We start from the raw sequence: 18,406 nt of genomic DNA on the forward strand, positions 1-18,406 counted from the left end.
AAGGGAAAGGGATCGTCGGATGTTAGTTGAATTATTGTGTTTGATTTCATTCAAACCTCCTTTGTCTCAAATAACTTTAATTGCTGGTCAGGGCGTTGTTTTTGGAACTCTTGAATCCCTACCAAAATAGAAGTTTTGATTTTTTTTAATAACGATTCTCCAGTTGCTACTGTATCAGGATAAAGACTATCTAAATCAAAGCTAACAATTAGCAGTAATTGATCAATTTCGTAACTAGCATAGCCGTGATCAAAAAGCAAAACATCAAGGCTTTTGTTAAGATGATCGATCCATATTTCATAACGATTAACGCCCGACCAATAGCTATGATTCTCATCATCAGAGCTAATGTCATTACAGCTTACAGAATACGTTTCGCCTCCTATCTTAATTAACTGTTCTGCTATTAATCGAACCTTTAAGCTAACGGGTATGTCAAAGTTAGTTGCCACCTTAAAAATCCTCTTCAAAAAAGTTAAATTCTTCTTCAAGCATTTGAATAAAAGTTTTTGACTTTCTTTCGTCTTGAAAGTAAGTCAAAAGCGACTGAAAAAAGATTAATTAGATTAATACTTCTGTATTCAGAACTGTAAATAATTTCGGCTGTAGAACAGCCTGGACAAGCTGGATCGTAAAAGTCAATTTGCTCTAAATAAACAGTCAGTCGAAATGGATTGAATCCATTAATCCTGTAATATTCTTCGTCAATCTGGAAATAAAAATGAATTGTTTCGATCATGTGTGTTACCATGTATTTAGGTTACTTTTTACAGCTTTTTCATTCCCATGAGAAAGCCTTTGTGGGACTCAGGCAACTATTATCGCCTGAGTCCATCGTTTATGAAGTTTGCTGGTAATTCCAATCCAATAAGGTCTCATCAAAATCCCATAAACTGAGTTTCCCACTCATTGGGTAAGGAGTACACTTAACTGGATTTTGGAGAATCCAGTGATATTGGTTAGGAATATCCCAGTCACCAACGACGTACGGTACGCAATTAACTAGAGTTACTTTACCGAGAATGAAGCCAAATTTAGGTTTTTTGATAACCTCGTTAGACAGTCTTTTGATGAATTGCTTCGACGCTTCTAGAGACTGCTTACTGTAACCTGCATGAATCAATAAATCACCCCTATGAGGTGTTTGCCATATTCGATTTTCTACATTTTTTCCGTGATCAAAGATTGCATCTGCCCAATGCTGATGTATTGTTAATGTTTTCATTTTTTTATTACTTGATGAACTTGAAATAAAAAGAGGGTGTATTAACCGCTATTTCAATAAATAGCGGTTAATTGAAATTAAAGATTTTCTACTGATTCAGCTTCAATAATCCCTATACTTCCTCTCTCTAGTTGGCGTTTAAGTTGTTTGTTACCAATGGCGTTGAGTTCCCCTATTAAAAAGTCAGCTTCTTCGTAAGACAATTCCCTTGGATGTTTTGCGAATCGATGACTACATAAATCAATTAACTGTTCTACGGAGTAATCAATTGACTTCCTTAATCTCTTAATTTCTATTCCCTGTTCTTTAGTGATTTTATTTTCTACTACTTCGACTTGACTGGCTTGCCCCATTTCGTCATCACAATAAACCCCTGAAAGGTTTCTAGGGAAAGCTTTCCTCAAAGCCAATGCCTCACTAACTTTCCCGATCATAAGGTCAGGCATTTTAGCCCAAAAGTTACTTAATTGTCCCTTATATTCAACCTTGTAGCTATTGAATCGCGCTACCGCCACGAAAGGCTTTTGTGCATCTGATCGATAAACAATGGTTTTAGCGGCCTTAGGTGGTTCATCTTTGAGCCATACATCATGCCATACTCCGTCCTCTCCGCACCAATAGGTTTCACTACCTCCATATTTGCCAGTGGACTCAGCAATACTGCGAAATCCATCAATAGTCGGCTCAAATCCCCATTTTCCACCGCGTTTAATTGCATTGATTTGACGGGAAAAAGGATCTAATCCTAATCGTTGGCACACCATGCCAAATAGTTGGAGTTCATCATCAGACGCGCCAGGCATAATCGTTTTCTTGATCAACTCCACCTGTTGGGGGTTGAAATGGCTTGCTAAAGCTTTTTCTTGCGTATTTACTAGATTGCTCATTTTTGAATTGTTTTTGGTTGACACTTATCTTTTTAGCACAGACATTTCTGTGTGTCAATAGATATAAAAATAGCTGATAGAGTTGTCAACCAGTCATCAAACAATTCAGACTAGACCCTATCAGCACCTTAATTATGTTATTGAAATAAAAATTTGTCAACACCCTTGACAACATACAGATATGTTTGTATAAATGAAATGTCAACCAAAAACAATTCAATTCACAATTATGCTTGTACAAGAAAATCGCACAAATGAATTAAACCAGACATTTTTCAAGTATTTAGTAGAAGTAGAGTCTAAAGAACTTGACCCCAGCGAACCTTATCCCGTCCCACTTTCAACAGACCAATTTATTTTTTATACCAAAAACCCTAATCCTGATAAGTACCAAGTAGAGGTGGCAGCATATCAAGCAGGGTATTGGCCACAAGAATGGGAAGTCTCTGAGTGGCTTTATCTACCAGAAAATGGTTGTGGTGATCAAGAGTTTTAAGATTTTTAATCAGATTTAGTATTAGTGTCTACAAGGTTATGATAGTAGTAATCATAACTTTTTTTTTATGGACTTATCGCGCTTCGATATATTTAATCTTTTCTCTAGAAAAAAAGAGAAATTAACGGGTTCACAAAGATCAGTTGCTTTAGGAGATTTCGGATCTTCCAGAAGACAATGGGATCTAGAAATTGAAGAGAACCCAATCAGGGAACCCCATTTAGCACAAGAACTAATCAAGATAGAAAACTTCTCTAGGGAAGTTTATGATTGTTTAGAAATAGCAGCACAAGACACTTTTGCTAGTACAGATGGGGATGACATTGGCTTTACTGTTGCCGAAACCATAGACGATAACGAAACAGCTGTACACACAGATATTTATGTAATTGCAATGGAGGTCATCCAGCGCAAACAAAATCATGAGAAGATGGTGATCGGAGGAACCTTGTTGCAAAAAGCCCTTAAATGGTCGCTGATCTATGGTGACGCATTTCTGGAATTAGCCATAGAAAGGGAGGGTATCACTAAAAATGATTATTGCGTTTCAAAATCTCTTTATTTGCCAACCTGGGAGATATTCCGATGCGAGGACGATCATGGGAATTTAGAGGGTTTTGAGCAGCGTAGATATTTACATAGCACCAGCCCTGATAATATTTTCACCCCTCCTCAGATAGTCCACTTTCGACATAACCAAAAATATCTCTACGGGAAGTCTTTATGGCTACCGTCTTTGGGGTACTGGGCAAAATTAAAAGAAGCTACAGAAAATTTGGCTGTAGCGGCCAGGGAAGCAGGAATTAATCCAACACTACACATTTTCCCAGAGGGTTACGCGCCTAACCAACGGACACAATACAAAAACAATTACGAACAAAGAAAGTTGTCTGGGGAGTTATTGACCGATATTTACCTGCTATCCGGAATGGAGCTAAAAAAACTATCTAGTAGCAACCCTAGTTTAACTGGGTTGATCGACACAGTTCTACAGTGGCGTTACCACATGATCCCTTCCGGCTTCCCAATCTGGCTGTTCCCTGGACTGCAACCATCTGGCGGAGCTAAAGAGATTAGCCGCGCACCCGACAGAAATTACGCCAGGAAACGGTATGGGTGGTGTCAGTTGCTCACCAAGGGTATTAGACAGGTAATAGATACAGAGATTATCCTAAAGATGGGTTGGGACTTCTATTACAAAGAAGTTTTGAAGGGTGGTGGCTATCGGATTATATGGCCTGAGTGGCAAATAGATGGGATGGCCGACACGGATGAATCCAACCAGCAAGGAATTAATGATTTAGATTTGGAGGGGAATGAGGATGGTGGACAAATTCAAACCCAAAGATACCGAACTCCCGTTTTTTAGGCAACTTTATAACTTAGCGGAAACGGGGCAAGAAGATATCGAACCAGCACAAAAAGACTGGAAGAAAAAGCAAAGACAGTATGACGGACTAATTGACCCTGAGATCAGGGAAGATGACTAGCACACAGATATATATGTATAATAGTAAAAACCCCTCGCGGTGTTAGCGCACCCAGGGGATGTAACTTAAGCGAGTAAGTCACATGACTATTATAAAAGCTAAACGCGCAACAGTAGAGTTTTGTCCTGGGGTAACGGTTGATGGGTATATGTTACCTAATGGAGAATTTAGAGTAGGAGTTACAGGAGCTAGTAGAGCGGTTGGTTACTCAAAACAATGGCTTTCACAGGTTCACACTAGAAACGGAAAAACGCTAAAGGACTTACACCTCAAGGGTTTTACGGGTTCTCGGTCAGAAGTTTCTGTGGATAGGGATGGTGTATCAGGATCATCAAAAACAAGCACTATTTCATTGTCCGATTTCAGGGAATTGATAAAATACGCTGCTATCGTTGGGCAAAAATCACAAGCACTAGGCATCCTAGACGCTTTATTAGACATCGGAATAGAAGACTACTTCCGTTTAAGCTTTGGGGTTAACCAAATGACCCTAGAGGAGAAAAGGGCTAAATTCTATCAAACCTACGCAGCGACCATTAACTGGTTAGAAGAAGACAGAGAAGACTTTAATTTAATCGAAGCACAACAAAGATTTTTGAAGGCTGTTTAAGATGCACTCTAACCGCCTAACAAACCTCAATCAATAATTAAGCCTATGAAACTAACAGCCCTAAACAAAATATGCGAAATGCTCTTAACAGAATATCCAAACGCTTGTGTGGAAGCAGGAGACAGCACAATGATTGTTTACCATAACACTAAGCATGACACGATTCTTATGACAATTTCTTTTTATGATCCAGAGAAGGAATATAGCGACCAAGAAAATAATTACACAATCAATCAAGGTAAAAATGAGTAAATCACACCTGGAAAATCGCTTTATTCAAACATGGAACCACGTTTCTGACATTGTTCTAGAACGAGAAGTTATCCTAATTCCTGATAGAAAATTTCGCTTTGACTTTGTAGATTATCCTTCCCAAATAGCAATAGAAATTCAAGGGGGAATATGGTCGAAAAGAAAAAAGGGACATAATGGGGGAACTGGATTAGAGCGAGACTACGAAAAACTCAATCTAGCTCAACTAAACGGATGGAAGGTTTTTCTGTTATCCGAGAGTATGATTAGCCCTGCATGGCTAACCATGATTGAGAACTGTATGCTAGAGATAGCTTCCCCTGAAGTAAGGAAGTTACAAGCGATCGCTAAAAAAGTTTGTCCAGAAGTGTTTGAGAAAGAAAATGACTAACGAAATACTCAAAGATTTTACCAAGATTGAGACCGATTCATATTACCCAGACGGAGACGAAATAGTAATATTCGTTGGTCAACACAACGGACACCATGTTTTAACAGACTTTGGTGGACTCTATTGCTTCCCGTGGATGCCTTATGAAGCACCAGAGAAAGAACCGGTATCAGTCCAAAGAATCATGGATAACGTTGGTATTCAGATTAAAAAAGGATGTTTTTTTAAGAAGCATGAACTAGCACCAACAGAAAAAGATATAAAAGATTTTTGTGAAGGACTTTTGGAGATAGCTAATTATTGGGATGAGGATGGACGTGGCTACAGGATTTCGCCTTTCTCTCAAGATAACTCCTGTCCTGAGACTTGTACTCAGTCGCCACCGTCCTAACTGCTTCTCGCTCGTATATGGCCACGCACCAGTATCTAGAATGGTGAAAGCCGCGCCGATTTCTGAATCAGGACAACAGGAAACTTTATTATAACAGACTTTCATCTTAGTATTCCTTCAAAAACCACACACATATATGTTAACTTAATTTCCTTCTTCAAACTGAACCCAACCTGCTATTTTTTGCCCCAAGAAGCTTTTGGTATCCCAGGTTTCACTGGCCGGTGTCTCAAACTTTTTCACAGGGTAAAACTTCCCCGACCGACCATTAACTACAATATCAACCCCATCGGACACAATAGGAAAGTCGTAAGTTTTAGGAGTAATTAACTCTCCCTCAAAATACTCCCTATCCTGGTTTAAACCCACTTGCACATCGTTCTCAGGTGGTTTCTTTTGACACAACCAACAAGTCAAAACAGTTGTTGTGGTGGTATTTGTAGGCTGCATATTTCCATGCTCGTCTTCAAAAATAGTAACGTCGGTAATGTCTTCAAGGGTTAGTGTGGCGTTTGCGGTTGGTTGCCCTAGATCAGCAAGGACTTCGTTGGCTGTTGATAGGTATTTGTCCAGCATGATAATTTTATTTTCATTCTAGCTAAAATGACTACCACAAAATGAGTTCCCGTCGCTATCCTTCCAATTATCTTCTAAAGAATAACCTTTTTTCACTAAATAATCGTAATGGTTGATTCCATTCCTTTTCCTTTTTACCATCCCAAGAAATTCGTCAATCTCAACTTGATTACGATGTTCGTCAACGATAACAACATTTCTATTGTTTAGAATCTCAACCCAATCTTCTAGTGACACTATAGGATTAGCAATGCCGTAATCAGCTAAATCATCAAGGTCTTTGTACCCTCGGAATAGAAACGCCCGTCCCATTGCACTTAAACCTAGATGCAAATCTTCAATTGTTTGAACTTTATTTGATATTACCTTCTCGTTTTCTGTAATCGTTGTTGCTACCTGGATGCTCTTGAATCTAACGTAATGGTTGCAAGTCATTTTACGCTCCTAGTTTAACTTGTTGAACCTCTAGATAATTTAGTCTAATTTTATTAACCATCATTTTACCGCTAAACGTTTTAATGGACTAGAAACAACCATAGACGAGATAGATAATATTCTCAATCAAGATCCTAAAGTTCAATGGCAGTTTAGAACACTTGTCCATGAATCTCGTCAAGGAAAACGAACAGATTTAGTGGATGAAGAGTTAACTTGTTATGGTGACTATAACAAGTTAGATTCAAGTGAAAGGCAGCAAAAAAATATCCGTATCTGTATGTCTTTATGGTATCAACCAAGCCACAAATTCTTTACACCTCCAAAACTCCTCAAGACTCAATCCGGTACCAGCAAACCCCTTGTCAGCATCAAAATAGAACTTTTTGCCCGTCTCATCCACCTCTTGTCTAGCCATGGGGTAAAGCAACTCTGTTAGATTGAAATAAATTCTCTTCTTACCGTGCTGTTCCCAGACTCGAACATACCAGGTTTTATTACCGAATCCGTTTAACCATTCCTTGGCTTCTTCAAACTTTTGGCGGTTGTTCTTACGAATCTTCTTGGTGACGAAACGGGGGGAACCTTTAACAAACTTAACGAAAAAGCAATTACCCCATTCGTGGACTTCTGCAATCGCGTCTTGAGCAATTTTCAAGAATCTGGCAACTAATCTTTTAAGTGATAAATGTAACATGATGACCTCTAATAATTTTTCACGAAAGCCAGCCAAAGGACTGGCCGGTTAAGTTATGGTTTACAGCCTTTGGGTTAAAAACTGTTTTGCGAGTTCGTCAGAAGGCTCATAACCTCGAAACTCTAACCACTTCTTAACTTCGTTGATTACTTGGTTCTTAGCTTTCTCAAGGTAAAAGTCTTCGGCACTACGAGCTAAGTCAGCAATGATCTGTGCGTCATGCTCATTCTCCGGTTTAAATATTCTTCGACTTTCAGCTAACATAATGGTAATATTCCTTTAATTAGGTTTACAAGAAAGGCGATCGCAAACTTTGGCGAGGGAGTGATCGTCTTTCTTTATGTTTTTAGTATAAAGTCTTGGTTGATACTTGTCAAGTCTTATTCGATAGTTTATACTAAGTGGTAACTGACAACCTATACTTGAGGTAAGTTAATGGCAACAGCAGCGATGAAAGTCCGCAAAACAATTGAGACCGAAGTACCTAACTTGGGGGAACGAATCAAAAAAGCTCGAAAAAACAACTCAACTCCATTAACGGCTTTGGCGGCCAAGGCAGGGATGACTACTGCTAACTGGTACGCAATCGAGGCCGAAGACATGAAAGCGTTACCGCTTGAGACACTTCGCCGTATCGAAGGGGTTTTGGGGATTGATCTCGGAGTAACCTTTGACAGTTAACTCTTGCGATCGCCAATCAAACCGAAATACCCACTTGTACACATAGACATAATTGAAGACAAACAGAAATGCCTAACTTACAACGCTACGACAACGACGGAATCGAACTTATCATCAACACCGAGACAGGAGAAAGTTTCGCTTCTGTTTCTGGATATGCTCGAATGAGTGGGAAAGATCAATCAACGATTTCAAAGCGTTTGGGACGTATGAACAGACTGCTACGCCAGGAGGCTCAAATCCTGACCAGCACTGGATCTAAAACCGTTGCATTGATTAACGAAGACACTATTTCCGATTGGATCGTTGACGACAATCCAGAACTGGCCAAGCAGTTAATCAAGATAGGTGTCAGAGCTTTCAATCACAAACTGGCCGGATACAAACTGACCACCATCCCCCAACCCGATTTAACCGCCATTAACGACCGCCTAAATGAATTGCACACCGAGAACCAAGTATTAAGAGAACAATTACGGCGTATAGAGGCTGTTGAACCCGAGCTTGACACCACAGCCCTAGAGACCTTGATTGAAATGCTTAGTGTCCACAATCCCGAGGGACTGATGGAGTTGACAGCACAATTAGCAACAACTTTATTTATGGTAGGAGTTGACATCAGCAAGCAAAAAGCCAAGAAAAGCCAAGTGATCAAAAATTTTGACAAGATGGTAACTCACTACCACGGCAAAAGTTATGTGGATCTAGACAATCCCAATAGTTTGCTGCCACTGATTAACGTCTTGAGAAAAGTGAGTAAAACCAACCCCTTAATTACAAAACGGGATGTTTACACTAATTTCCGTATCAGGATCATTGTCGATGGTCAAAAGGTTCCGATGAACGCAGCCGTAGCCCAAAAAGTCTTTATAAGGCTCCAAGAGTTGGGCTACGGACACATCGAAGGCAAATACTTCAGACTCAAAGAAGAGTTGTCTTTGGCCGAATAAACACACAGATATATATAGAGGTAATTAACAATGACTAAATTAATGAAGACCAAAAATCCAATGGAGAGATTTTCCGGACAAGTCTCCTGGATCAAGAGCTACGCGCTAATAAATGAAGACAAAAGTGATTGGAAAAAAGGAACACTACACTCGCTTTTCGATATATATTGCGCCAAAACAATAGATCATCAACTTATCTATTTCGCAGTAACTACAGCAAACAATATTAAAGATTTGCTGCAACTATTAAACGAAAATAGCTATAATGAGCAATTCTGGGTGATGGTAGAAGATAAGGTTGACAAAAAATTAACAGAGGATATATTTCGTACATCAGTAAAACAGCAAACGATTGTCTGTTACTTAGATACTGAATCAGAGATATACAAAGACAGTCCAGTTTACCAAATACTTGACGGACTAGACTGGCAAAAAAGCTTTACCAGTGGTAAAGCTACTTATTCATGGGAATAAACACACACAACTGTATTTTAACACCCACGTTTGTTGTGGGTGTTTTTATTTTCAATAAGTATTTTCTCGGTGGACGATTTATGTATTTGAGCCTAATCTTGAGGTAAAGAATAATAATGATTATGAAAGCACTTATCTTATCAGTATTACTATCATTAACCGCTACCCCCGTTTATGCTAACACTGTAACCGGTCAATTCATGTTAGTCTCCGAACGCTTTTGGAGGGATGGTGATCGCTGTGAAGGAATCCGTGGTTACAGCGATATCAATTCAGGAACCCCAATCATTGTTAGAGACGAAAATAATAATATTATCGCCAACGGAGAGCTAGGGATAGGGATTTTAGAGGATAGAGTTACGTGCGTTTACCCAATCATCGCTTTTGAACTCCCAAAGGCAAAATACTACCAGTTTGAAATAGGAAAAAGGGATATCACTTATTCAAGGGAACAGTTGTTAAAAAACGGTTTCAAACTAGAATTATTTTTGGGTGGTTAACCAATTCTCACAACTGATGATCAACTGATGAACCCCTTGTAATGACCTGGAACTAGGCTAAACAAGGGGTTTCGATTTTGCACACAAGATGGCAGAAACATACCGTGTTTTAGCCCTACTTCCTTAAGTACATCTTTTCACCAGTCAGGTGATTCTTTATTCCCCGTTTTCTCTTCCTCCTTTGTCTCGGTTTTGGTTTCTCTTTTTTCTTGGGTTTCGGCTCGGGTTTAACTTCAATCCCCAAATCTTCTTTGACAAAATACTTAAAATTAGCAGCCTGCGTCCTCCTCATCCTGTGTTCCTGCTTCTCATAATCATACCTGGGTAGGTGAGCTATATTCTGAAGCATTCTAAGCGCAACCATCACCTCTGGTTCTCTCAAATAATAAACCCAGGGGCGATTGAAACCCGGACTGACATCCTCGTGGTAAATAAGGTTCACGTCCTCGAGTTCTTTTAGATTAGGACGGCAAACGTGACCAAGAATGTTAGTTTCCTTTCCTATCTCCTTAGCTGTCTTACCAGGGTTATCAGCTATCCACAACAGCAACTCAAAGGCGTTTTGACGAGCCATTATACTCAACAAACGTCTCAACACTTGGTCAGTTCCTCTGTCGTCATACCTTAAATTGTAGATTTTTTCTCTATCTTCTTTGGTTTTTGTGGCGAAAATATTTGAATATGTAGCCATTTAAGTATATTCTCTTGTAATCAGCGCTCTAGCGTTGTTTTGCTTGATTTATCTAAGACGTAGTATGGTTAACTACTATCAGTTTAGCATACTTACCAATATGACGCTTGACAAACTTCTTCTGTTGTGATTTAAACACATTGTTCCCAAGAAGATGAACTTTGTACCAAAAAGATGAACCCCTTTTTCTCAGTTTGTAAAACGCACTGGGTAAGGCTTTTCAAAGTTTTGCATCAAGTCGAATAATTCTACCACCCGTTTACCTACCCCAAGAAACCCCCTTCAAGGATGCCAATCAGGGAACTTGCGTACCAATAATAGTATTTTTCCTAAATAAAGGTAAGACTAAAGTTCTAATATCAGCTTTTTTGTACTAATATTATTTTGTCTGAAACAATACTAGAGTTCTAATATTAGGCTATTTGTACTTAAATATAGATAAATGTCCATGCAATACATAGAGTTACTTATATACTACATAAAAACGCCGTAAATAAGTATTTATCTTTATTTCTTCTTGCGTTTATTTATTTATAATCGTTATGACTTTATTTAAACGCGATCTTGTGTAGTATGTCTATAGCTCTATATAATACATAGACGATTGTAGATATATAAATACACAAGTATTTATAATGGTACTTTAGTTTTATGTTTGCTTAAAGGTAATACCTTTGCTAGTACCTGAGTTTTAATATTAGTACATAAGACAAGCCTGTATATAGGCAGAGAAACGGAGGGTAGATTTATTTGAGTTGATGCAAAAACCTGGAAAGTCTTATCTGGTAAGCCTTGTGGGCTGAGAAAAGTAGGATCATCTTTTTTGTCAGATGATCATCTTTTCTATCGCGTCTTATCTATACTCATACTGACTACGGATAAGTGAGGGTATAGGGACACAGGCAAAAACGGGGTATATTTTTGGCGGCGTTGTAATTTTTAGCCAAACCCTTACGTGGTGCGGTTTGTGAAGATTTTGCGCGGTTTGCGCAAAGTGCCATCATTTGTAATTTTCTTGTTAACGCTGTTAATAGACATGCAGGTGTGTCTGCGATAATATGTTAAGACGGCAAACGTTGACTTTATGTCAGGTGTTCAGGTAACGCCTGAACCTAGCCCTTTAGAGTTTTGGAGATTACAAATGAAAAAAAGCTTTGCAGATTACGTCAAGCAAGCACGACGGGAGTTAGAGGATAACGGGTATACCAACACAACCTTAGATGAGATTCGATCTAAGAATGTAGTCGAGGTTGATTTTGTTTTAGATGATTGTAGATCTATTACCGTTACAATTGACCGTAGCACTGATGAAGTGGTGGAAATAGGTAACTATTACCGTCCACCTGTGGGGCATTTGGTAAGGGCTGTTACGGATAAGGATTTAGTCGGGACTGATCTAGCAGAAAACTAAACAATCTTGCCTTCAAGACGGGAGGTTGGGATCAAGTAAATAAATGAATGGGCGCACAACCTATCCTTGGGGGAAGTTGAAGATAATCCCCTTCAATATCCCTCTTTTCTTCATATTGAAAAACAAAGTAAAGGACGCACAACCCAACAATAAAGGCGGCTAAAGTCTTTTTATTAGGTTTTTCCATTCTCACCCCTTCTCGCAAAATGTCTCTTTATTCTAAAAAGCAATTATGTCGAATTTCTTGAATTAGCCAGATTCTTAAGGGTAGCTTTATTGTTCTGTACTATTTCTTTACATATACAGACAGGGGTGGGTGTGTTAGGTTTAATAGTGTCAACGACAAAATGGCAAAATGAAACGATAAGTGGTGACTGCCCCGTAATGGGGCTTTCTTTTTAGAAGGGGATGGGATTGAGTTCAACTTCTAGCCCTTTGCCGTCTGTGGGGTCAATAATGGACTTGCCTTCCAATATCATCTTGTATAGTTTAGTCGTGAGCATCACGTCATTGATTAAGTAGTTAGCCACATCCCATTGCTTGTCCTGTTGCCAAAGAACTGGTGCCAATTCCCCCGACCCTGTTTTACCGGTACCAAAATTTGCGATCGCAATATTGTCTAGTTTTTAGCCGACTCTGGTTTGACCTCGCGTATATTTTCGAGGTTGACCGGATGCGAATCTGATTTCTTCTAATAGGTCAAAGGTGGTGTCAATATTCACTCCATGCGCTTTGCACAATTTATCATCGAATGATTTTGAGTTAAAACCTATTACGTCATTTGCTTGGTTGACCGCTTCTTGAAACTTATGTAAAGCGTGATAAGGGTAGAGTTTGTAGATGTCTTCCCAAGATAGGTAAGCCCCAATTAAACTGATACCCATTCCCTCAAAGTCAGTCCATCCTTTGCAGTATTTAAGTGAAGGATCTTTTTCTCCACTGGGAATACAGTTCTCGATTTCTACGTCATAAACGATGTATTTAGTGGTCATAAGTTTTTCCTAAGTGTTGCTGTCTTTGTGTCTGCTTAATGTGTTCTACTTGTTTGTCGTATAGTGCCTGAATTTCGTCTACAGTCATATAGTTCTCAAGTACGTTATCGGATTCTTCTAACTTTAATACAAGATTTAGTAGTTCTTTCAGGAATTCTTTTTTGCTCATGAGGTTCTTACTCTATAATACAGTTATATATTAATACATTTATTTCTGTATGTCACTACCATTTCAAAAACAACCCGGGGAATCAAAACAAGATTGGTTGGCTTGCCAAGTTTATTGTTTAATGAACCCCAAGGAGAGGCAGGTTTACATGGCCATTTTAGGTGTCTTTGAGACCGATCAAGTAGAATCTAAATTGTCAGAAAAGATTGACGAGAAGTTCGACTGGGAGGCAAGAGCTAAGCTTTATGATCAGGCTAACAAGGCTAGAGTCGAGTCTGAATTATTTGATGACGAAATGCAGATGTTAAGGGAAAATCATCGAACTACCGTTAAGATCGGTAATAAGATTTCTAAAGATTATCAACGCTTTTGTAATAACAATCCTGAAAGGGTTACTGATGAGGATTATGGCATTGCTGCTAGGACAAGATACTTGTTAACCCAAGCCAATAATACCGAGACGGATACAACTTTCAAACAAGCAGGAATGATGGCTTTGTTAGAGAGGTTTAAGGATGAGGTTGGTGAATAGATTTGAAAAATAAACTAACACTAATCGGGCAAAATCTTTATAATAAAAATAAGTTTAACCGCCCAATGAATAATAGTGCTATTCCCAAACCACAGGAGGGGATGCAACAATCTTTATATGACTGTGGTGCTGATATCGTGCTTGCTGGTAGTGGGGTGGGAACTGGTAAAACATTGGGGTTACTTTTGAAGCATACTCGTCACATAGACAATCCTTTTTATACAGGAGTTATCTTTCGTAGAACCTATGCGATGGTGACCAATCCTGGCAGTTTACTGGATGAATCTTACAAAGTGTACCCCTTATTCGGTGGCGTTTTTAATCAGATGAAAATGCGGTGGAAGTTTCCTAGTGGGGCTACTATTGATTTTCGCCACTTGCAGCACGAAAAAACCAAGTTTGAACACATGGGGTCGCAGATTGCTGGTTTGACTTTTGATGAGTTAACCCACTTCACCGCCAGTCAGTTCTGGTTTCTAACTTCTCGTAACCGCTCTACTTCTGGGGTCAAACCATTCATTTCGGCCACTTGTAACCCTGATGCTGAATCCTGGGTTGCCGAGTTTGTTCAATGGTATTTAGACGAGAATGGTTACCCAGATCAAACTAAATCTGGAATAGTTCGGTATTTTATCAGAAAGGAGGAAGAATTTATCTGGTCAGATACCTATGATGAGTTACTAGAAAGATATTTGACTCCAAAGATAAAGGAAGAAGATGGAATATTTCGTTTCAAGCTTCCAGACGAAACCGTTATAGAAGGTCATTCACAACAAAGTATTTTTGATCAAGTTGTTGGGGAGGGTTTTACCAGGGGCTTGCCAATTAAGTCCTTTACCTTTCTCCCCGGTTCGATCTACGAGAACAAGAAACTTTTAGACATCAACCCAGAATACCTGACTAATCTAGAAAACTTACACCCAGTTAGACGGGAGCAATTGTTAAAGGGTAACTGGAAAATAGTCTTTGAAGCCGGCACAGTATTTAACCGCACTTGGTTCGGTTTTGTTGATGAGATTGCCGAAGTATCTTTGGAATATGCCGCTATCGTAAGATTCTGGGATTTTGCGGCCACCGAAAAAGAGCAAGCTAAGTCAGGAACCAGTTATACTGCCTCGGTAAAGATGGCTAAATTCTCAGAAGACTACTATGTAATACTCGATGTTACATGGGATCAAATTAGAGGTGGTGAAATCGAGGGGTTGATAGGACATACTGCTAAATCCGATAGTAATCACACCCTAGTTAGGTGGGAATTAGAAGGCGGTTCATCTGGGAAAACCATTGCCTACCAGTACCAGGAAAACTTACAAAATGAGAACCCGAACCTGAATGTGAAACCAGTTAAACCATTGGGTAACAAGTTAGCTCGTGCTTTACCATTGGCTACGGCTGCACAGTCAGGAAAAGTTGTTCTCTTGGAAGGATCGTGGAACACCCAGTTTCTAAACGCTGTTCAGCAGTTTGATGGAACCCATAAGCCCCTAGTAAACGATATTGTGGATGCTGCTGATGGGGCTTTTAGTCAACTGGAAAATACGCCTGTTTATGGACAACAGGAAAATATGTTTACTACTATTAAGAGTCATTATCGTTAGGTGGTTATTCGCGGTTTTTGATCCATCCATACAGGAAGGCTAAAGGAAGTAACCACACAATTTTTGTCCATGTCTCAAGTGTTCCTTGAGACGACGTTAACTCTGGCTGTGTGATCATTAAATAATTAACAGAATAAATGCAGTACAGAGTGTAAGCGTAATAGACAGTCTCTAACAATACTAATTTTACGTTTACCTTCATTGCCCCTGTCCTAATATGTTTTCAGTAGAAAAACGAAATGATTGAGTTTCTGTTAGGTCTAGGTGTCCGAATATCGCAGCCAAACCGTATATCACTAAAAAACCAACTAAACTAATTACCAATGGGTTCAATGCTTTTACCTTCATTTTCCTTGTCCTAATATTTCTTCTGGTGCATAAAAACTAATACACTGCTTGTTGGGATTACTTAGATAACTGGTGAGAAACTCCCCGTTTTCCAGCACAGTTTTAGCAATGATTTTGTATATTTCATGGTAACTTTCGTTGTCAAAAATATACTTAAGGGGAGAGTGTTCAAATGGGTGACAGATTAATTCAGGGGAACCCATTTCGCGAAAAATAAGCCTAACACCCCCGTATTTTCTTAGTTCTGATATCCAGGGTTTTTCGATTAAGAAAGGTTGTTGTTGGTTGTTATTCATGATTGAAAGGATATTGGTTATTTTGCTAGAATAGCATACAGTTCTGTATGCTATATATCGTTTATTTTCCTATAAGGTCTTCTCTGATGTATTGAGGATTGTTTTGGATTTTGTACGACTCAGACCAATGCAACTCTTCCAGATCAAAGTCTTTAAAGTCTAATTCTTGCCATTCCTCTTGTTCGTCATCCGATCCTTCTAAATGCTCCTCAATACATAATTCTATCCTTTCTGGAGTGTTTTTGGGGTAGTAGGAATCTCCTTTCTCCTGACACTGGATCTCGTGTTCTTCGATAAGCAATCTCCATTGTCCGCTATTTAACTCATGCTTTCTCCTCTCAGCGTGTTCACGGGACTCGAATACCCCTCTGATTACATCCCTTAATTCAGGAGTATAGTTAAGTTGTATCAAAATAAAGACCTTTTTCATTTTTAACCTCTTGAATTTGTTTTTAGATTGGTCGCGAAATAACGCCTATCCGATCAAAGACTTCTACAAAAGTCCCCATATTTTTCTTGCCCACATAAAACAAGACGTTTCCGTGAGCCGGTGATTTTTGCTCAGTACCATTAGCGTCAATAAATCTTATTCTGAATAATGTTTCACATCGAACAAAATTCTGTGCCAAGGTATTAAACCACCTAGAAGAAACCGCAGGACGGACTAAAATAATTGCTTCGGGCATCACCATTGACCCATATTCTTCTAGTAGCTTGTCAATCCATTTTGTTGTAATACCATTACCATAGGGTGGATTAAGCCACACATTTCCAGTCCAAATCTTGGTTAAACCATCATCTTCTATTGTATAGTATTTTTCGGCTTTAATCCATTTCTGTGCAACATTATTAGATGCTGGATCTAAGTCAATTTTACCCATAACTTTTCGGGCTAATTCTATTAGGTGGGGTGGGGTGTACCACTCTGTTGTTTTTGATGAATGTAAGATGTTTTTAGTCATTATCTTGTTCCCAATACCATTGATTTCCGATTTTGTGAGCGACCGCTCCTAGATCCTGATCGCCATAAAGATAGGTGGTTTCTGTTATTGTCCTGAAAGTGAATTCAATTCCTTTTGACCAAAAATAGTTCTTGACCTGGTGAGCGTCTTTTCCTTTTACTAATAGATAGTGGTCCATGTAGTTTGGTTCAGAGTGGTTACCAAAAAAATCGTCACGATCATAGCCAAAACCTCTTACGTCTAAGTCTCTTGGATCAAAAAAACTGTTAAACCAGTTGTATGTACCTAGGTTTTCTTTCCATTCAAACAAAACGGGGGCTTCGTCTATTTTTTCGCAATTGTTAATTACCTTTAATTCTTGTTTGTTCATATTTACTCCGAAAATATTTCTTCTAGGTTTACAAGAGTGGAAAGATCGGCGATTTGTTCTATAACTATTTCGTCCAATGCCTCTATATTCTCTTCACACAAAGAACACTTTATCGGAAGCTCGAAGCTTCCTAGATCGCACGAAAGAATCGGAACCCCTGGGTTACATTTGTGGTAAATTAAGTCAGTTTGTTTCCATGTTTTATTCTCAGCAAATTCAGCAAAAACCATTAGAGAGTGTTCTATACTCAAGCTTGTTTTAATTGCTAACTCATGAGGTTGAATTTTCTTTGGTTCACAGCTAGTTAAAAAGTCTTTGAGCTTACGTTTCTGCTGCACATCCAAGAATGATAGTGTTGGTTTCATTTCAGTTTTTCCAAATTAGTGACAGTACGATTATTACTCCGATTAGCAAGATGGCTATTTTCATTTGTTTTTACTACTACTCTTCAATAAAACGATCAAATCTTTCATCCTTTTGCACTATTCAATAAAACCATTGACAGTGTAATCAAAGTTCATAAGAATAACGCGCCCTTCATTGTCTCTTTCGTAGAAATAAAGTTTACCATCTACAGCACTTTGGAACAGACATTTTCCCTTAAATTCGACACTTTTACCTTTGCTTAATACTCCTAAGACTGTTAGGTAATTAATCATTATCCCTCCTTTTGGTTATTGGAATCGTCTGATGAACCTACAAAACAGAATGCGATCGCTAACATTATTGATACATCGAATTCTGAGGGGTGACAAAAACGAGTTATCATTTTGTCTAACCCATTTTCTGTCTCGATATCTTTCTCAAAAATAGAAATACTAGCACCCCCTCGAAAAAGGTTATCCGTTTCGCTTAGATGCCACAAGAGTGCCTTGTCGTTAAACTGTTGTGCGAATGACTTTCCTTGGGCAATGAAAGGGATGAGTGGATCGTAATTGATCTCGTTACTTGTTAATTGATTCATTGTTGGTTGTCCTCGTAC

Annotated in this window: 32 protein-coding genes; 14 read left to right on the forward strand and 18 right to left on the reverse strand. The window is 38.8% G+C overall.

Going from position 1 to position 18,406, the window contains the following annotated elements:
* Positions 1-50: 50 nt before the first annotated feature.
* From QNJ66_RS03345 to bet, 3 genes are all read right to left on the reverse strand, one after another.
* A complete protein-coding gene (locus QNJ66_RS03345) occupies positions 51-452 on the reverse strand; it encodes a hypothetical protein (protein WP_300503030.1) in 402 nt (133 codons plus the stop codon).
* 386 nt (positions 453-838) lie between these two features.
* Positions 839-1,225, reverse strand: coding sequence for an ASCH domain-containing protein (locus QNJ66_RS03350; RefSeq protein WP_300503031.1), 387 nt, complete (start codon positions 1,223-1,225; stop codon positions 839-841).
* Positions 1,226-1,302: 77 nt separating this feature from the next.
* Positions 1,303-2,112 (reverse strand): phage recombination protein Bet, encoded by an 810-nt coding sequence (gene bet / locus QNJ66_RS03355; protein ID WP_300503033.1) that lies wholly within the window; start codon positions 2,110-2,112, stop codon positions 1,303-1,305.
* A gap of 229 nt (positions 2,113-2,341) precedes the next feature.
* Between bet and QNJ66_RS03360 the strand changes: the two genes are divergently transcribed.
* The 7 genes from QNJ66_RS03360 (at position 2,342) to QNJ66_RS03390 (ending at position 5,742) form a co-directional block, all read left to right on the forward strand.
* On the forward strand, positions 2,342-2,608 hold the full coding sequence (locus QNJ66_RS03360) for a hypothetical protein (RefSeq protein ID WP_300503035.1): 267 nt from the start codon (positions 2,342-2,344) through the stop codon (positions 2,606-2,608).
* Positions 2,609-2,675: 67 nt separating this feature from the next.
* Entirely contained in the window at positions 2,676-3,977 is a 1,302-nt protein-coding gene (locus tag QNJ66_RS03365; RefSeq protein ID WP_300503037.1) for a hypothetical protein, read from the forward strand.
* A complete protein-coding gene (locus tag QNJ66_RS03370) occupies positions 3,931-4,098 on the forward strand; it encodes a hypothetical protein (RefSeq protein WP_300503039.1) in 168 nt (55 codons plus the stop codon). The genes QNJ66_RS03365 and QNJ66_RS03370 overlap by 47 nt, the downstream gene beginning before the upstream one ends.
* Before the next feature lie 82 nt (positions 4,099-4,180).
* Entirely contained in the window at positions 4,181-4,708 is a 528-nt protein-coding gene (locus tag QNJ66_RS03375; protein WP_300503040.1) for a hypothetical protein, read from the forward strand.
* 45 nt (positions 4,709-4,753) lie between these two features.
* Positions 4,754-4,960 (forward strand): hypothetical protein, encoded by a 207-nt coding sequence (locus QNJ66_RS03380; protein WP_300503042.1) that lies wholly within the window; start codon positions 4,754-4,756, stop codon positions 4,958-4,960.
* Complete coding sequence (locus QNJ66_RS03385; RefSeq protein WP_300503043.1) at positions 4,953-5,351, forward strand: hypothetical protein; 399 nt, start codon at positions 4,953-4,955, stop codon at positions 5,349-5,351. The genes QNJ66_RS03380 and QNJ66_RS03385 overlap by 8 nt, the downstream gene beginning before the upstream one ends.
* Positions 5,344-5,742 (forward strand): hypothetical protein, encoded by a 399-nt coding sequence (locus tag QNJ66_RS03390; protein ID WP_300503044.1) that lies wholly within the window; start codon positions 5,344-5,346, stop codon positions 5,740-5,742. The genes QNJ66_RS03385 and QNJ66_RS03390 overlap by 8 nt, the downstream gene beginning before the upstream one ends.
* A gap of 144 nt (positions 5,743-5,886) precedes the next feature.
* On the opposite strand, the gene QNJ66_RS03395 is transcribed toward QNJ66_RS03390, so the two are convergent.
* From QNJ66_RS03395 to QNJ66_RS03410, 4 genes are all read right to left on the reverse strand, one after another.
* Positions 5,887-6,318, reverse strand: a complete 432-nt coding sequence (locus tag QNJ66_RS03395; RefSeq protein ID WP_300503046.1) for a hypothetical protein — start codon at positions 6,316-6,318, stop codon at positions 5,887-5,889.
* A gap of 18 nt (positions 6,319-6,336) precedes the next feature.
* Entirely contained in the window at positions 6,337-6,753 is a 417-nt protein-coding gene (locus QNJ66_RS03400; protein WP_300503048.1) for a hypothetical protein, read from the reverse strand.
* Between the two features lie 286 nt (positions 6,754-7,039).
* Positions 7,040-7,450 carry a hypothetical protein gene (locus QNJ66_RS03405; protein ID WP_300503050.1) on the reverse strand — a complete coding sequence of 137 codons (411 nt, stop codon included), beginning with the start codon at positions 7,448-7,450 and terminating at the stop codon, positions 7,040-7,042.
* 60 nt (positions 7,451-7,510) lie between these two features.
* Positions 7,511-7,714 (reverse strand): hypothetical protein, encoded by a 204-nt coding sequence (locus QNJ66_RS03410; RefSeq protein WP_300503052.1) that lies wholly within the window; start codon positions 7,712-7,714, stop codon positions 7,511-7,513.
* Between the two features lie 171 nt (positions 7,715-7,885).
* On the opposite strand from QNJ66_RS03410, the gene QNJ66_RS03415 reads away from it, so the two are divergent.
* From QNJ66_RS03415 to QNJ66_RS03430, 4 genes are all read left to right on the forward strand, one after another.
* On the forward strand, positions 7,886-8,131 hold the full coding sequence (locus tag QNJ66_RS03415) for a helix-turn-helix transcriptional regulator (protein WP_300503054.1): 246 nt from the start codon (positions 7,886-7,888) through the stop codon (positions 8,129-8,131).
* A 68-nt stretch (positions 8,132-8,199) separates the two neighbouring features.
* On the forward strand, positions 8,200-9,081 hold the full coding sequence (locus QNJ66_RS03420; protein ID WP_300503056.1) for a hypothetical protein: 882 nt from the start codon (positions 8,200-8,202) through the stop codon (positions 9,079-9,081).
* A 30-nt stretch (positions 9,082-9,111) separates the two neighbouring features.
* Entirely contained in the window at positions 9,112-9,555 is a 444-nt protein-coding gene (locus tag QNJ66_RS03425) for a hypothetical protein (protein WP_300503058.1), read from the forward strand.
* Positions 9,556-9,677: 122 nt separating this feature from the next.
* Positions 9,678-10,055, forward strand: coding sequence for a hypothetical protein (locus QNJ66_RS03430; RefSeq protein ID WP_300503060.1), 378 nt, complete (start codon positions 9,678-9,680; stop codon positions 10,053-10,055).
* Between the two features lie 115 nt (positions 10,056-10,170).
* On the opposite strand, the gene QNJ66_RS03435 is transcribed toward QNJ66_RS03430, so the two are convergent.
* The gene (locus QNJ66_RS03435) at positions 10,171-10,746 is read right to left on the reverse strand and encodes a hypothetical protein (protein WP_300503061.1); all 576 of its coding nucleotides are present in this window, start codon (positions 10,744-10,746) and stop codon (positions 10,171-10,173) included.
* A gap of 1,084 nt (positions 10,747-11,830) precedes the next feature.
* Here QNJ66_RS03435 and QNJ66_RS03440 point away from each other — a divergent pair.
* Positions 11,831-12,157 (forward strand): hypothetical protein, encoded by a 327-nt coding sequence (locus tag QNJ66_RS03440; RefSeq protein ID WP_300503063.1) that lies wholly within the window; start codon positions 11,831-11,833, stop codon positions 12,155-12,157.
* A gap of 31 nt (positions 12,158-12,188) precedes the next feature.
* Here the strand turns inward: QNJ66_RS03440 and QNJ66_RS03445 are convergent, their stop codons facing one another.
* The 3 genes from QNJ66_RS03445 to QNJ66_RS03455 form a co-directional block, all read right to left on the reverse strand.
* The gene (locus QNJ66_RS03445) at positions 12,189-12,344 is read right to left on the reverse strand and encodes a hypothetical protein (RefSeq protein WP_300503065.1); all 156 of its coding nucleotides are present in this window, start codon (positions 12,342-12,344) and stop codon (positions 12,189-12,191) included.
* A gap of 211 nt (positions 12,345-12,555) precedes the next feature.
* A complete protein-coding gene (locus tag QNJ66_RS03450; RefSeq protein WP_300503067.1) occupies positions 12,556-12,726 on the reverse strand; it encodes a hypothetical protein in 171 nt (56 codons plus the stop codon).
* 57 nt (positions 12,727-12,783) lie between these two features.
* Complete coding sequence (locus QNJ66_RS03455; RefSeq protein ID WP_300503069.1) at positions 12,784-13,149, reverse strand: hypothetical protein; 366 nt, start codon at positions 13,147-13,149, stop codon at positions 12,784-12,786.
* 218 nt (positions 13,150-13,367) lie between these two features.
* Between QNJ66_RS03455 and QNJ66_RS03460 the strand changes: the two genes are divergently transcribed.
* Positions 13,368-13,850: a hypothetical protein gene (locus tag QNJ66_RS03460; RefSeq protein WP_300503070.1), complete on the forward strand. Its 483-nt coding sequence runs from the start codon at positions 13,368-13,370 to the stop codon at positions 13,848-13,850.
* A 65-nt stretch (positions 13,851-13,915) separates the two neighbouring features.
* Positions 13,916-15,448, forward strand: coding sequence for a terminase family protein (locus QNJ66_RS03465; protein WP_300503071.1), 1,533 nt, complete (start codon positions 13,916-13,918; stop codon positions 15,446-15,448).
* A gap of 344 nt (positions 15,449-15,792) precedes the next feature.
* On the opposite strand, the gene QNJ66_RS03470 is transcribed toward QNJ66_RS03465, so the two are convergent.
* The 7 genes from QNJ66_RS03470 to QNJ66_RS03500 form a co-directional block, all read right to left on the reverse strand.
* Positions 15,793-16,092 (reverse strand): hypothetical protein, encoded by a 300-nt coding sequence (locus tag QNJ66_RS03470; protein ID WP_300503072.1) that lies wholly within the window; start codon positions 16,090-16,092, stop codon positions 15,793-15,795.
* Positions 16,093-16,153: 61 nt separating this feature from the next.
* On the reverse strand, positions 16,154-16,522 hold the full coding sequence (locus QNJ66_RS03475) for a hypothetical protein (RefSeq protein ID WP_300503074.1): 369 nt from the start codon (positions 16,520-16,522) through the stop codon (positions 16,154-16,156).
* A 22-nt stretch (positions 16,523-16,544) separates the two neighbouring features.
* A complete protein-coding gene (locus QNJ66_RS03480; protein WP_300503076.1) occupies positions 16,545-17,054 on the reverse strand; it encodes a DNA N-6-adenine-methyltransferase in 510 nt (169 codons plus the stop codon).
* Positions 17,047-17,424 (reverse strand): hypothetical protein, encoded by a 378-nt coding sequence (locus QNJ66_RS03485; RefSeq protein ID WP_300503078.1) that lies wholly within the window; start codon positions 17,422-17,424, stop codon positions 17,047-17,049. Before QNJ66_RS03485 ends, QNJ66_RS03480 begins: the two co-directional genes overlap by 8 nt.
* Before the next feature lie 2 nt (positions 17,425-17,426).
* Positions 17,427-17,789: a hypothetical protein gene (locus tag QNJ66_RS03490; protein WP_300503080.1), complete on the reverse strand. Its 363-nt coding sequence runs from the start codon at positions 17,787-17,789 to the stop codon at positions 17,427-17,429.
* A gap of 117 nt (positions 17,790-17,906) precedes the next feature.
* Positions 17,907-18,083: a hypothetical protein gene (locus QNJ66_RS03495; protein WP_300503082.1), complete on the reverse strand. Its 177-nt coding sequence runs from the start codon at positions 18,081-18,083 to the stop codon at positions 17,907-17,909.
* The gene (locus QNJ66_RS03500; protein ID WP_300503084.1) at positions 18,083-18,388 is read right to left on the reverse strand and encodes a hypothetical protein; all 306 of its coding nucleotides are present in this window, start codon (positions 18,386-18,388) and stop codon (positions 18,083-18,085) included. Before QNJ66_RS03500 ends, QNJ66_RS03495 begins: the two co-directional genes overlap by 1 nt.
* Between the last annotated feature and the right edge of the window lie 18 nt (positions 18,389-18,406).

Source organism: Crocosphaera sp. (assembly GCF_030064895.1).
In the GTDB taxonomy this organism is placed as follows: domain Bacteria; phylum Cyanobacteriota; class Cyanobacteriia; order Cyanobacteriales; family Microcystaceae; genus Crocosphaera.

Coding starts and splice junctions, on each gene's coding strand:
- QNJ66_RS03350 (WP_300503031.1), bottom strand. CDS start 1,225: ATGAAAACATTAACAATACATCAGCATTGGGCAGATGCAATCTTTGAT.
- bet (WP_300503033.1), bottom strand. CDS start 2,112: ATGAGCAATCTAGTAAATACGCAAGAAAAAGCTTTAGCAAGCCATTTC.
- QNJ66_RS03360 (WP_300503035.1), top strand. CDS start 2,342: ATGCTTGTACAAGAAAATCGCACAAATGAATTAAACCAGACATTTTTC.
- QNJ66_RS03365 (WP_300503037.1), top strand. CDS start 2,676: ATGGACTTATCGCGCTTCGATATATTTAATCTTTTCTCTAGAAAAAAA.
- QNJ66_RS03370 (WP_300503039.1), top strand. CDS start 3,931: ATGGTGGACAAATTCAAACCCAAAGATACCGAACTCCCGTTTTTTAGG.
- QNJ66_RS03375 (WP_300503040.1), top strand. CDS start 4,181: ATGACTATTATAAAAGCTAAACGCGCAACAGTAGAGTTTTGTCCTGGG.
- QNJ66_RS03380 (WP_300503042.1), top strand. CDS start 4,754: ATGAAACTAACAGCCCTAAACAAAATATGCGAAATGCTCTTAACAGAA.
- QNJ66_RS03385 (WP_300503043.1), top strand. CDS start 4,953: ATGAGTAAATCACACCTGGAAAATCGCTTTATTCAAACATGGAACCAC.
- QNJ66_RS03390 (WP_300503044.1), top strand. CDS start 5,344: ATGACTAACGAAATACTCAAAGATTTTACCAAGATTGAGACCGATTCA.
- QNJ66_RS03395 (WP_300503046.1), bottom strand. CDS start 6,318: ATGCTGGACAAATACCTATCAACAGCCAACGAAGTCCTTGCTGATCTA.
- QNJ66_RS03400 (WP_300503048.1), bottom strand. CDS start 6,753: ATGACTTGCAACCATTACGTTAGATTCAAGAGCATCCAGGTAGCAACA.
- QNJ66_RS03405 (WP_300503050.1), bottom strand. CDS start 7,450: ATGTTACATTTATCACTTAAAAGATTAGTTGCCAGATTCTTGAAAATT.
- QNJ66_RS03410 (WP_300503052.1), bottom strand. CDS start 7,714: ATGTTAGCTGAAAGTCGAAGAATATTTAAACCGGAGAATGAGCATGAC.
- QNJ66_RS03415 (WP_300503054.1), top strand. CDS start 7,886: ATGGCAACAGCAGCGATGAAAGTCCGCAAAACAATTGAGACCGAAGTA.
- QNJ66_RS03420 (WP_300503056.1), top strand. CDS start 8,200: ATGCCTAACTTACAACGCTACGACAACGACGGAATCGAACTTATCATC.
- QNJ66_RS03425 (WP_300503058.1), top strand. CDS start 9,112: ATGACTAAATTAATGAAGACCAAAAATCCAATGGAGAGATTTTCCGGA.
- QNJ66_RS03430 (WP_300503060.1), top strand. CDS start 9,678: ATGAAAGCACTTATCTTATCAGTATTACTATCATTAACCGCTACCCCC.
- QNJ66_RS03435 (WP_300503061.1), bottom strand. CDS start 10,746: ATGGCTACATATTCAAATATTTTCGCCACAAAAACCAAAGAAGATAGA.
- QNJ66_RS03440 (WP_300503063.1), top strand. CDS start 11,831: ATGTCAGGTGTTCAGGTAACGCCTGAACCTAGCCCTTTAGAGTTTTGG.
- QNJ66_RS03445 (WP_300503065.1), bottom strand. CDS start 12,344: ATGGAAAAACCTAATAAAAAGACTTTAGCCGCCTTTATTGTTGGGTTG.
- QNJ66_RS03455 (WP_300503069.1), bottom strand. CDS start 13,149: ATGACCACTAAATACATCGTTTATGACGTAGAAATCGAGAACTGTATT.
- QNJ66_RS03460 (WP_300503070.1), top strand. CDS start 13,368: ATGTCACTACCATTTCAAAAACAACCCGGGGAATCAAAACAAGATTGG.
- QNJ66_RS03465 (WP_300503071.1), top strand. CDS start 13,916: ATGAATAATAGTGCTATTCCCAAACCACAGGAGGGGATGCAACAATCT.
- QNJ66_RS03470 (WP_300503072.1), bottom strand. CDS start 16,092: ATGAATAACAACCAACAACAACCTTTCTTAATCGAAAAACCCTGGATA.
- QNJ66_RS03475 (WP_300503074.1), bottom strand. CDS start 16,522: ATGAAAAAGGTCTTTATTTTGATACAACTTAACTATACTCCTGAATTA.
- QNJ66_RS03480 (WP_300503076.1), bottom strand. CDS start 17,054: ATGACTAAAAACATCTTACATTCATCAAAAACAACAGAGTGGTACACC.
- QNJ66_RS03485 (WP_300503078.1), bottom strand. CDS start 17,424: ATGAACAAACAAGAATTAAAGGTAATTAACAATTGCGAAAAAATAGAC.
- QNJ66_RS03490 (WP_300503080.1), bottom strand. CDS start 17,789: ATGAAACCAACACTATCATTCTTGGATGTGCAGCAGAAACGTAAGCTC.
- QNJ66_RS03495 (WP_300503082.1), bottom strand. CDS start 18,083: ATGATTAATTACCTAACAGTCTTAGGAGTATTAAGCAAAGGTAAAAGT.
- QNJ66_RS03500 (WP_300503084.1), bottom strand. CDS start 18,388: ATGAATCAATTAACAAGTAACGAGATCAATTACGATCCACTCATCCCT.